12 protein-coding genes and 1 pseudogene are annotated in these 10,759 nt (G+C 63.3%); 12 read left to right on the forward strand and 1 reads right to left on the reverse strand.

The window, feature by feature from the left end; all coding sequences use genetic code 11:
- Together EN906_RS38195 and EN906_RS10205 are read left to right on the forward strand one after the other, a co-directional pair.
- Window positions 1–115 (forward strand): annotated as a pseudogene (locus EN906_RS38195) (ABC transporter permease); the annotation flags it as partial.
- Window positions 115–918 carry an ABC transporter permease gene (locus EN906_RS10205; protein ID WP_127267595.1) on the forward strand — a complete coding sequence of 268 codons (804 nt, stop codon included), beginning with the start codon at window positions 115–117 and terminating at the stop codon, window positions 916–918. The pseudogene EN906_RS38195 and the gene EN906_RS10205, both read left to right, overlap by 1 nt.
- On the opposite strand, the gene EN906_RS10210 is transcribed toward EN906_RS10205, so the two are convergent.
- On the reverse strand, window positions 915–1,703 hold the full coding sequence (locus tag EN906_RS10210) for a fumarylacetoacetate hydrolase family protein (RefSeq protein ID WP_127272267.1): 789 nt from the start codon (window positions 1,701–1,703) through the stop codon (window positions 915–917). The genes EN906_RS10205 and EN906_RS10210 overlap by 4 nt on opposite strands.
- 272 nt (window positions 1,704–1,975) lie before the next feature.
- Between EN906_RS10210 and EN906_RS10215 the strand changes: the two genes are divergently transcribed.
- The 10 genes from EN906_RS10215 to EN906_RS10260 form a co-directional block, all read left to right on the forward strand.
- A complete protein-coding gene (locus tag EN906_RS10215; protein ID WP_127269159.1) occupies window positions 1,976–2,383 on the forward strand; it encodes a DUF3168 domain-containing protein in 408 nt (135 codons plus the stop codon).
- Window positions 2,384–2,558: 175 nt separating this feature from the next.
- Window positions 2,559–2,861, forward strand: a complete 303-nt coding sequence (locus tag EN906_RS10220) for a hypothetical protein (protein ID WP_127269164.1) — start codon at window positions 2,559–2,561, stop codon at window positions 2,859–2,861.
- Between the two features lie 137 nt (window positions 2,862–2,998).
- The gene (locus EN906_RS10225) at window positions 2,999–3,664 is read left to right on the forward strand and encodes a response regulator transcription factor (RefSeq protein ID WP_023812809.1); all 666 of its coding nucleotides are present in this window, start codon (window positions 2,999–3,001) and stop codon (window positions 3,662–3,664) included.
- Window positions 3,648–5,081, forward strand: a complete 1,434-nt coding sequence (locus EN906_RS10230) for an ATP-binding protein (RefSeq protein WP_127269160.1) — start codon at window positions 3,648–3,650, stop codon at window positions 5,079–5,081. Before EN906_RS10225 ends, EN906_RS10230 begins: the two co-directional genes overlap by 17 nt.
- Before the next feature lie 184 nt (window positions 5,082–5,265).
- Window positions 5,266–5,703 (forward strand): hypothetical protein, encoded by a 438-nt coding sequence (locus EN906_RS10235; RefSeq protein WP_127269161.1) that lies wholly within the window; start codon window positions 5,266–5,268, stop codon window positions 5,701–5,703.
- Between the two features lie 93 nt (window positions 5,704–5,796).
- Complete coding sequence (gene ccmI / locus EN906_RS10240; protein WP_127269162.1) at window positions 5,797–6,936, forward strand: c-type cytochrome biogenesis protein CcmI; 1,140 nt, start codon at window positions 5,797–5,799, stop codon at window positions 6,934–6,936.
- A gap of 8 nt (window positions 6,937–6,944) precedes the next feature.
- A complete protein-coding gene (ccmE, locus tag EN906_RS10245) occupies window positions 6,945–7,388 on the forward strand; it encodes a cytochrome c maturation protein CcmE (protein WP_127269163.1) in 444 nt (147 codons plus the stop codon).
- A gap of 32 nt (window positions 7,389–7,420) precedes the next feature.
- The gene (locus tag EN906_RS10250) at window positions 7,421–9,412 is read left to right on the forward strand and encodes a heme lyase CcmF/NrfE family subunit (protein WP_127270960.1); all 1,992 of its coding nucleotides are present in this window, start codon (window positions 7,421–7,423) and stop codon (window positions 9,410–9,412) included.
- Window positions 9,409–9,876: a cytochrome c-type biogenesis protein gene (locus EN906_RS10255; protein WP_127270956.1), complete on the forward strand. Its 468-nt coding sequence runs from the start codon at window positions 9,409–9,411 to the stop codon at window positions 9,874–9,876. The genes EN906_RS10250 and EN906_RS10255 overlap by 4 nt, the downstream gene beginning before the upstream one ends.
- 130 nt (window positions 9,877–10,006) lie before the next feature.
- On the forward strand, window positions 10,007–10,759 hold a 753-nt coding region (locus tag EN906_RS10260; RefSeq protein ID WP_206529078.1), incomplete at its 3' end, for a trypsin-like peptidase domain-containing protein.

Raw genomic sequence — 10,759 nt, forward strand, 5'->3', positions numbered from 1 at the left:
CTTCCAGAGCCCGGACTGGGGCCTGGGGGCGGCGATCAGCGTCGTGTTGGTGCTGTTCGTCGGCGCGCTGATGGCGCTTTTGTTCCGATACGTCAGACCGAAGCAGTTGATCTGATGCCGACCTACCGCCCCGGTCCCGTCTCGCTGATCATCGCCGCCCTCGTGGCGCTGTTCCTGCTGATGCCGCTGCTCGCCGTCATCCCGGTGTCGCTGACGCCGAGCCGCATGCTGGCGATGCCGTCGGGCGAACTGTCGCTGCGCCACTACCGGGCGCTGGTCGAGGACCCGCGCTGGCTCCAATCGATCCTGCTCTCGATCCGCATCGGTGTCGTCAGCAGCGCCTTTTCAACCGTGCTCGCGCTGTGCTTCAGCCTCGGCGTCTGGATGTTCCAGCCCCGCTTCACCGCGGCCCTGGTCGGCTTCGTGCTACTGCCGATGGTGGTGCCGCCGGTGGTCTCGGCGATCACGCTCTACTTCCTGCTGACCTCGATCTCGGGCTTCAGCACGTTCTTCGGCTATGACACATGGCTCGGCGTCGCCATGGCGCATTCGGTGATGACGGTGCCCTTCGCCACCGTGCTGATGCTGGTCTCGCTCAGCCAGCTCGACCGGCGCATCGACCTTGCCGCGCGGGGCTTAGGGGCCACTGTGTGGGAGCGCGCCACCCGCATCATCATGCCCAACATCAAGTTCGGCATCATCACAGCGGCACTGCTCTCCTTCGTGCTGTCGTGGGAAGAAATCGGCGTCACCCTGTTCATCACCTCGGTCAACGCCATCACCCTGCCGAGGCTGATGTGGATGGGCCTGCGCGACAACATCGACCCGGCGATCGCCGCGCTCTCGGTGATCCTGATCATCATCACCGTGCTGGTGCTGGCGGTGCGCAGTTTCGTGGCCAGGCAGCGCGGAGCCTAGACAAACCGCACCGAGACGCGGCCAAACCGGCCGAGATCGCCGGTGACTTCGTCGCCTGCCTCGACGCTTATCGGCGTCACGCAGGTGCCTGTAATCACCACCTGTCCCGGTTGGAGCGCTATGCCCAGGCCCGACAGCTCGTTGACGAGCCAGGTGAGCGCGATGCGAGGATCGCCCAACACGGCCGCTCCCGATCCGTTGTGCTGCGACTTTCCGGAAACGAAAGCGACCACGGGGTGCTTTGCAAGGTCCACGCCGCGCCAGTCGTCTTCCGCCGCCTCGCCGATGACAAACAGATTGGCGCAGGCATTGTCCGCAATGAGCTGCGGCGCCCCGACGGCGCAGAAATCGTCATAGCGTGAGTCCGGAATTTCGATCGCCGGGTGCAAGGTCGCCACGGCTTTCATCACTTCGGCGATTTCATAGGGCGCAGGACGAGGCGGCAACTCGCGGCCGAAGCGGAAAGCGAACTCGATCTCGGCCACGCGCATCTTGCTCGTCGCCAGCGAAACGGTCCCGCCGACCTCCACCGCTTTTTCGGCCAGGAGACGTCCGGCCATCGGCCTGTCGACGTTGATGTGCCTTTGTCCGGCCAGACTGGTCGCGGCAATCTTCCAGCCGAAAAGCGAGGCCGCCGAGCGATCTATGACATGCGACTGGATGGCGTAACCTTCGAGCCGTGTTTGTGGGCGCAACGCCTCAGGTATGGCGCCGAGACGGGTGCCCTGGTCCCAGTGGCCTACCAACAACCGCGAGGCAGCCCTGGTCTTTTCTGGATCCAACATCATCAGCTTCCGAAATTGCTTCGTGGATCGTCATGCGACCCTGTATCGAGCGAGAATATGTAACCAGGAATCGAGAGTCCATGTTCACGGCGCGGTGCCCGCGGACGATGGTGTTGGCAAAGTCGCCCTTTCGAGATCATCGGCATCCATCATTCCGATGACGAATCGCCATCGCCTCCGCGCGTCGAATGGCTATATTTGTCAGAACACGCAGAACGCGGACAGCTTCCGAAAAGCAATAATCGGCAGCGCAGGAACTGGAGGAAAAGACGATGACCGCGCCAGGCGATTTACAGCAGGCACTGTTTCTCAGGCTGAAAAGCGATGCATCGCTGTCGGCCTTGCTGGGCGGCGCCGGACTGCTCGAACGGCCAACCGACAATGCCGCTTTTCCGTACGTGACCTGCGGCCAGACCTCCGCTTTCGACTGGGATACGGGCACCGAGAACACCGACGATCAGTTGATTACGCTGCATGTCTGGTCGAAAGCCCATGGCGACGCCGAAACGCTTGCCATCATGGCCGCCATCCAGGCGCGCCTTGCCGACGCAGCATTGGTGATTGGCCCTCGCGGCCAGACACGACTGTCGCTGGAATTCGCCGAAGCCCGCCATGACGAGGATCTGCTCGTCCATCACGGGCTGCTGCGTTTTCGCGCGATAACGCAGGAAAATGCCTGATGCGCTTTCAATATGGTCAAAACCGAGTCTAGACTGGACTTTCGCGGGATTTCACCTGTTCGAGGCGGTGAAATTCCAGGTTGATTGTCTCGCGTTGCAGGGGTGTGGCGAGGATGTTTTCAGCGGCATTCACCGTTCATTTCACGTTCAGCACCGATACGTTACAACGCCGGTCATGAAAACGCTTCGCTCCCACTTCCGAATCGCGACACTGGCGCTTTGTGCTGCCGGGCTGTTCGCGTCGCGGGCGATGGCGATGCCGGTCATCGCGCCGCCCGACCTGGCCAGTCCGATCGTACTGGCGGCGTCCGATTGCTACGCCATCGGCCAGCAGGTGGCCGAGCAGAATGGCGGAACGCTGGCCAAGGCCTCGCAATCGACGCGCGGCGGTCAGCCTGTCTGTGTCATCGTGGTGCTCGTTCCAGGCAAGGACGGACAACGTCCGCGCCGTTCCGAGATCGTCGTTCCGCTGAACTGACCCAATCAACCTTAGGCTACGTTTCCCAGGCCGCCGGAATCGGCCTATATCTGCCCCAGTCTTCAATCTGACAAAGCTCTTCAATCTGACCAAGCCCTTCAATCTGACAAAGCTCTTCAACAGGTATCGAACTCCGCATGCGTGTACTCGTCGTCGAAGATGACAAGGATCTCAATCGGCAGATATCGGATGCGCTGGTCGATGCCGGCTATGTCGTCGACCGCGCCTTCGACGGCGAGGAAGGCCATTTCCTTGGCGACACAGAGCCCTATGACGCGGTCGTGCTCGATATCGGCCTGCCGCAGATGGACGGCATAAGTGTGGTCGAGCGCTGGCGGCGCGGCGGCCGCAAGATGCCGGTGCTGATCCTGACGGCGCGCGACCGCTGGAGCGACAAGGTCTCCGGCATCGATGCCGGCGCCGATGACTACGTCACCAAGCCGTTCCACATCGAGGAGGTGCTGGCCAGGCTGCGGGCCCTGATCCGGCGGGCTGCCGGCCATGCCTCGTCCGAACTGACCTGCGGGCCGCTGCGTCTCGACACCAAGGCCTCCAAGGCCGATGTCGACGGCGTGCCGCTGAAACTGACGTCGCACGAATTCCGCCTGCTCGCCTATCTGATGCACCATATGGGCGAAGTCGTCTCGCGGACCGAACTGGTCGAGCATCTCTACGATCAGGATTTCGACCGCGATTCCAACACCATCGAGGTGTTTGTCGGGCGGCTGCGCAAGAAGATGGGCATCGACATGATCGAAACCGTGCGCGGCATGGGCTACCGCATGCGTGAGCCGGAGGCGTAACTCGGAACCGCTCAAACCAACCGCAAGGACGCCGCTTTCGCTGCGTTTGTGGCCGCGTTCGCTGACGTTCCGCGTTATCGCCTTTTCCACGGTCTGGGCGATCGTGACGCTCGTTGTCATCTTCACCTTGATCACCACCCTATACCGCCAGGCCAGCGAGCGCGGCTTCGACAGCCTGCTTTCGGCGCATCTGTTCAACCTGATCGGTTCGATCGGCATCTCCGATAGCGGGGCGCTGACTGGCGCGCCAGACCTCGGCGACCTTCGGTTCTCGGAGCCGAATTCGGGCTGGTACTGGTCGGTCGAGCCCGCTTCGGAGGGCGTGCATGGCGATCTCCACTCGTCGTCGATGACCACGACGATCCCATCACCGAGCGTTGCCGAGGTGCCGTTCAATGCCAGCTTTCAGCGCAGCTACGCAGCTGAAGGCATCGACGGCGAGCAACTCGAAGTTTTCGAGAGCGAATTCGTTCTCGACGCCAAGAACCGGGCCGCGCGTTTCCGCGTCATGGGCAACCAGAGCGAACTCGAACAGGAAATCGCTACCTTCCAGCGCCGCCTGCTGACCTATCTCAGCCTGTTCGGCGTCGGCATGATCGCCATCAACGCGATCGCCATCCTGCTCGGCCTGCAGCCGCTGCGCCGGGTCAGGAACGCGCTCGCTATGGTGCGCGAAGGCACCGCCCAGAGGCTCGACGGCCGCTTCCCGGCCGAGATCGAACCACTTGCCAACGAAACCAATGCCTTGATCGAAAACAACAGGCGCATCGTCGAGCGGTCGCGAACACAGGTCGGCAATCTCGCCCATTCGCTGAAGACGCCGCTGGCGGTACTGCTCAACGAGGGCCGCGCGCTCGGCGGTGCCAAGGGGCAGCTGATCGCGGAACAGGCCGCTTCCATGCAGAAGCAGGTCGAACACTATCTCCAGCGCGCCCGCGTCGCGGCACAACGCGACAGCGTCGTCTATCGCACGCCGGTGACGCCGCTGGTGCAGCGCATGGTGCGGGTTCTGCAGAAGCTCAATCCGCAGACAAATCTGTCGCTGTCGCTGCCGGCGGCCGAAATCGTCTTCGCCGGCGAGCGCGAGGATCTTGAGGAATTGCTGGGCAATCTCCTTGAAAACGCGATGAAATGGGCAAAGAGCGCGGTGCAGGTTTCGGTCGTGCCCTTGACCGGCAAGGACGACCCGGCCGGCCTGTTCGAGATCAGCATAGAGGATGACGGTCCGGGCATTCCCGAGGACAAGGCGCGCGAGGCTCTGAAGCGGGGACGGCGTCTGGACGAGACGAAGCCCGGAACAGGTCTGGGGCTGGCCATTGTCGCAGACCTTGTCAACGAGTATGGAGGCGTTCTGGCGCTCGAACGGTCCGGTATGGGCGGATTGAAGGCGGTGGTGCGATTGCGGAGCCTTCAGTGATGTTCACCAGGTCCAATCGACATAGAAGGACGGGAGATGTTATTGGCGGCATGTCGATTGGTCCCGCAGTGGCAGCGGCCAAATTTCCGACAAATATCAATACTATGGCCACGCCAACTTCTCCGATGACGCGGCCCCCGGCGCATCCATGGCAGGCTCCCACTCAAGAAAATCGGTTGTTGGCATGAAGATTCGCGTCGCTCTCGTTTCCGCATTGCTGGCCGTTTCCGGCTGCACCACCTTGAGCGGCAAGGGTCCAGCCATAGCAGTGACACCGGCCTCGACACCTCCTTCCAGCGGCAAGGTGACCACGACGATCATTTCGGCGATGGGCGGCGGCCTCATCAGCGGGACGATCGGCAACGGCCTCAGCGAGACCGAGAAGCGCAGCGCGCTCGAGGCTGAATACAAGGCGCTGGAATATACGACCAGCGGCCAGAAGGTGACGTGGAAAGGCGCTCAGGCTTCGCGCTACGGCGAGGTGGTTCCGGCCCAGCCGTACCGCGTCGGTTCGCAGGACTGCCGCCAGTACACGCAGACGGTGTTTTCCGCCGGCGCCGGGGTCACGGCGCGTGGAACCGCTTGCCGCAACGCCGATGGCAGCTGGACGCCGCTGACCTGACGACCGTCTGCCGACGATTGGCGGCTGGCGTCGTCAAAGCGTCGCAGCATGCATCTGTTGGCACGGCAGAGCTCTGCCGGTATTGGAAGAACCATGCTGTTCTGGGTCATAGCCGCCATTCTCACGCTGGGTGCAAGCCTGGCGGTGCTGCTGCCGCTGGCCGCCAGCGCCAAGGGCGCGTCGTCGAGCGGCGAACATGATCTCGAAGTCTATCGGGACCAATTGTCCGAGCTTGACCGCGACGCCGCGCGTGGCTTGATCCAGCCGGCCGAAGCAGCCGAGGCCCGCGCCGAGATCGCTCGCCGCATCATTCGCCTTGACAATGCGGGTACCGCCAGCGGCGCAAACCCTGGCCGAGCGTCGATCACGGCAAGGCTGGTGGCAACCGTAGCCGTGCTGGCGGTGCCGCTGGTCAGTTGGGGGCTCTATGTCAAGCTTGGCTCTCCCGACCTGCCGTCGCAACCGCTCAGCGAGCGGTTGGCCAAGAATCCCGCCGACAGTTCGGTCGACGAGCTGGTGGCGCGGGCCGAAGCCCATCTGGCCGCCAATCCCACTGACGGCAGGGGCTGGGACGTGCTCGCACCGGTCTATCTGCGCATGCAGCGCTTTTCCGACGCGGCGGGAGCCTATCGCAACGCCATTCGGCTCGATGGCGACAGCGCCGTTCGCCAGGCCGGTCTCGGCGAGGCGATCGCCAGCGCGGCAGGCGGCATTGTCTCGGCCGATGCCCAGGATGCCTTCGAGGCAGCCCTGAAGCTCGATCCGGCCAACGCGAAGGCGAGTTTCTACCTGGCCATGGCGTTGGCGCAGGAGGGGCGCGCCAAGGAAGCGACCACGGCATGGCAGGCGATGCTGGGCAGATTGCCGCCGGACTCGCCATGGCGCGGTGCCGTCGAGCAGGCGCTGGCCAAATCCGGAGGCTCCGACGTCGCCTCCAGCGGCGCCAGCAACGGTCCCGATGCCGGCGATGTCGACGCCGCATCCTCGATGTCGCCGCAGGATCGGGAGGCCATGATCAATACGATGGTCGCCGGCCTCGACGACAAACTGCGGCAAAATCCGCGTGATCCGGAAGGATGGATGCGGCTCGTTCGTTCCTATGTCGTGCTCGGCAAGGCCGATCAGGCGCGTGAGGCGCTCGGTCGCGCCATCGCCGTCTTTGGCGCAGACAGTGAGCAGGCGAAGAAATTCACCGCCTTTGCCGCTTCGCTTGGCCTTGCGGCGACGGAGTAGAACAAGACATGACGCGCAAGCAGAAACGATTGTCGGTGATCACGGGCGGGCTGGTCTTTCTGGGTGCCGCGACGGGGCTGACTTTTTACGCGCTTGGCCAGAAGGCCTCCTTTTTCTACATGCCGGCCGATCTCACCACCGCCAGTGTCCAGCCTGGCCAGCGCATCCGGTTGGGTGGATTGGTCGAAAAAGGCACGATCCAGCGCGGGCAGGGGGCAACGGTCGGCTTTTCGGTGACCGACACGCACAAATCGGTCAAGGTCACCTACACCGGCATCCTGCCCGACCTTTTCCGCGAAGAGCAGGGCGTCATCACCGAGGGTACTTTCGGCCCGGACGGGGTTTTTGTTGCCGATAGCGTGCTGGCCAAGCATGATGAGCGCTACATGCCCAAGGAGGTTGCGGACGGCCTCAAGGCCAAGGGCGTCTGGCAGGAGAACAAGAGTGAATAGCTCCGGCAGGAGAGCGACAATGGATCACGGGCATGGTTGAAACCGGACATTTCGCCCTCGTCCTGGCGTTTGCGCTTTCGCTGGTGCAGACGGTGGTGCCGCTGTTTGGCGCGCGCCTGAACAACCAGCGCCTCATGGCCGTCGGCGGTCCGGTCGCGGTGACCGGCTTTGCCTTGACGGCGCTGTCCTTCGCAGCGTTGGCGAGTGCCTATGCAAGCTCCGATTTCTCGGTGGCAAGCGTGTGGGAAAACTCGCATTCCTTGCAGCCGTTGATCTACAAGATCACCGGAACCTGGGGCAATCATGAAGGCTCGATGCTGCTTTGGGTGTTGATCCTGACCTTCTTCGGCGCGCTCGTCGCCGCTTTCGGCTCCAACCTGCCGGCGACGCTGCGCGCCAATGTGCTTGCGGTGCAAGGCGCCATCGGCGCCGCCTTCTTCCTCTTCATCCTGGCGACGTCCAATCCGTTCATCCGGCTCAATCCGGCGCCGATCGAAGGCCGCGATCTCAACCCGATCCTGCAGGATCTCGGCCTCGCCATCCACCCACCGTTCCTCTATCTCGGCTATGTCGGCTTCTCGATCTGTTTTTCCTTCTCGGTCGCCGCCCTCATCGAAGGCCGCATCGACGCGTCCTGGGCGCGCTGGGTGCGGCCGTGGACGCTGGTCGCCTGGATGTTCCTGACCGGCGGCATCGCCATGGGATCGTACTGGGCCTACTATGAACTTGGCTGGGGCGGTTTCTGGTTCTGGGATCCGGTCGAGAACGCCTCCTTCATGCCGTGGCTGGCGGGCACAGCGCTGCTGCATTCGGCCATCGTCATGGAGAAGCGCTCGGCGCTGAAGATCTGGACGCTGCTGCTCGCCATCCTGACCTTTTCGCTGTCGCTGCTCGGCACCTTCCTCGTGCGTTCAGGCGTGCTGACCTCGGTGCACGCCTTTGCCACCGATCCGACGCGCGGCGTGTTTATCCTGTGCATACTGACGCTGTTTATCGGCGGCTCGCTGGCGCTGTTTGCGCTGCGCGCTTCCCGGCTGACGACCGGCGGCCTGTTCCAGCCGATTTCCCGAGAAGGGGCGCTGGTCCTCAACAATCTGTTCCTGACGACGGCGACGGCGACCGTCCTCGTCGGCACACTCTATCCGCTCGCCGTCGAAGCCTTTTCAGCCGACAAGATCTCGGTCGGCGCGCCGTTCTTCAATCTCACCTTCGGACCGCTGATGGTACCGTTGCTGCTCGTGGTTCCGTTCGGGCCGTTGCTGGCCTGGAAGCGCGGCGATGTCTTCGCCGTCGCGCAGCGCCTGATGGTGGCATTTGCAGCGGCGCTGCTGGCGACGTTGGTCACCGCTTTGTTCATCGACGGCGCCTCGGTGTTCGCAGCTCTGGGCGTTGGCCTTGCCGTCTGGCTGATCCTTGGCGCGCTCACCGATCTCGCCGTCAAATCGGGGGTCGGCAATGTCGCAGCGGGGATCATGGTCAGGCGCTTGCTCGGCCTGCCGCGCTCGGTCTTCGGCACCGCCTTCGCTCACCTTGGCCTCGGCCTGACCACGCTCGGCATCGTCGGCACACTTTGCTTCGGCACCGAGAAGATCCTGTCGATGCATGCCGGTGAGACCGTCGAACTGTCCGGCCATACGCTGCGTTTCGTCGGGCTTTATCCGGCCCAGGGACCGAATTACAGCGAGGATCTCGGCCGCTTCGAACTGATCGGCGTCAGCGGCAGCCCTGTTGGCGAAATCAGCTCCGCCAAACGGTTTTATCCGGTGCGGCAGATGACGACGACGGAATCGGGCATCAGGACGATTGGTTTCTCGCAGCTCTACATCTCGCTCGGCGACGAGGGCAATGACGGTTCCGTCGTCGTGCGTTTGTGGTGGAAGCCGCTGGTGACGTTGATCTGGGGCGGCGGCCTGATGATGATGGCGGGCGCGGCGATGTCACTGATGGACCGGCGCCTGCGCGTCGGCGCGCCGTCGCGGCGGCGCAAGCAGGCGAGCGCGGTGCCATCCGCGACCCTGCCATGAACGCGCGGTTTTCTCTGACCTCCATTGTCCTGCTGCTGGCGCTGTTCTTTGCCGGCACGGCCTCGGCGGTGAAGCCTGACGAGGTGCTGCCTGATCCGACGCTGGAGGCGCGGGCGCGGGCGCTGTCGGAAGGCTTGCGCTGCATGGTCTGCCAGAACCAGTCGATCGACGAATCCGATGCCGACCTTGCCCGCGACCTGCGCGTCCTTGTGCGTCAGCGCCTCGTCGCCGGCGACACCGACCAGCAGGTCATGGACTACGTGGTTTCGCGATATGGCGAGTTCGTGCTGCTGAAGCCGCGATTCGACCTGCGCAATGCGTTGCTGTGGGGCACGCCCGTCCTGCTGTTGCTGGTGGGAGGCGTTTTCATCGTGCTGACCGCGCGGTCGCGCCGCGTGCTGGCAACAAAATCACTGTCCTCCGAAGAACAGGCATCGTTGGACGCCATATTGCGCCGCGACTGATGTCCGCCGTCACTCCCAAACATTACCAAAGTTTCATGTGTCGGAAATGGCGCTGTAATGTGTGCCGCTCTAATTCTCCTTTCCGAGGATGCCGACCAAGCAGCGTCCGTTGAAAGAGGATAAGAGATCCATGAATATTGCCCCCAATTCATATTCCGTCACCCGCAAGCGTCTCATGGCTGCCGTCGCATCTGTCGCCGTGGCCGGTGCGATCGGGGTTGGCGCGCTGACCAGCGGAACCAGCCCTGTTCTGGCCGATGCCGTACGCGTCGAGGCGCCGCAGGTGCCGGGCTTCGCCGATGTCGTGGAGCGCGTTTCTCCCGCCGTTGTCAGTGTCAAGGTCAAGGCCAAGATCAGCCCGGCCGCCGATGATGGCTCCGACCCGTCCGACGACCAGGATGGCATGAACAACCTGCCCAACAATCCACAGCTACGCCGCTTCTTCAAGGAATTCCGTGGCTTTGGTGACCAGGACGGCCAGGGTGGCGGCAACAGGCGCTTCAGCCACCGCGACCGCAACAACGATCAGCCGCGGCCGGTTGCCCAGGGCTCGGGCTTCTTCATCTCGGATGACGGCTATCTCGTCACCAACAATCACGTTGTTTCAGAAGGCTCGGCCTTCACCGTGGTGATGCATGACGGCAAGGAACTCGACGCCAAGCTGGTCGGCACCGACCCGCGCACCGATCTCGCCGTGCTCAAGGTCGACGGCGTCGGCAAGTTTACCTATGTCGACTTCGCCGATGACTCCAAGGTTCGCGTCGGCGACTGGGTGGTGGCCGTCGGCAATCCGTTCGGCCTTGGTGGAACCGTCACCGCCGGCATCGTCTCCGCCCGCGGCCGTGACATCGGCGCTGGCCCTTATGACGACTTCATCCAGATC

It is taken from the genome of Mesorhizobium sp. M7A.F.Ca.CA.004.06.1.1, from assembly GCF_003999135.1.
Lineage (GTDB): Bacteria > Pseudomonadota > Alphaproteobacteria > Rhizobiales > Rhizobiaceae > Mesorhizobium.

What these genes read in the sequence shown, in the direction of transcription:
- EN906_RS10235 (WP_127269161.1), top strand. Translation starts at nt 5,266, where the DNA reads ATGAAGATTCGCGTCGCTCTCGTTTCCGCATTGCTGGCCGTTTCCGGC.
- ccmE (WP_127269163.1), top strand. Translation starts at nt 6,945, where the DNA reads ATGACGCGCAAGCAGAAACGATTGTCGGTGATCACGGGCGGGCTGGTC.
- ccmI (WP_127269162.1), top strand. Translation starts at nt 5,797, where the DNA reads ATGCTGTTCTGGGTCATAGCCGCCATTCTCACGCTGGGTGCAAGCCTG.
- EN906_RS10250 (WP_127270960.1), top strand. Translation starts at nt 7,421, where the DNA reads ATGGTTGAAACCGGACATTTCGCCCTCGTCCTGGCGTTTGCGCTTTCG.
- EN906_RS10205 (WP_127267595.1), top strand. Translation starts at nt 115, where the DNA reads ATGCCGACCTACCGCCCCGGTCCCGTCTCGCTGATCATCGCCGCCCTC.
- EN906_RS10255 (WP_127270956.1), top strand. Translation starts at nt 9,409, where the DNA reads ATGAACGCGCGGTTTTCTCTGACCTCCATTGTCCTGCTGCTGGCGCTG.
- EN906_RS10225 (WP_023812809.1), top strand. Translation starts at nt 2,999, where the DNA reads ATGCGTGTACTCGTCGTCGAAGATGACAAGGATCTCAATCGGCAGATA.
- EN906_RS10215 (WP_127269159.1), top strand. Translation starts at nt 1,976, where the DNA reads ATGACCGCGCCAGGCGATTTACAGCAGGCACTGTTTCTCAGGCTGAAA.
- EN906_RS10210 (WP_127272267.1), bottom strand. Translation starts at nt 1,703, where the DNA reads ATGTTGGATCCAGAAAAGACCAGGGCTGCCTCGCGGTTGTTGGTAGGC.
- EN906_RS10220 (WP_127269164.1), top strand. Translation starts at nt 2,559, where the DNA reads ATGAAAACGCTTCGCTCCCACTTCCGAATCGCGACACTGGCGCTTTGT.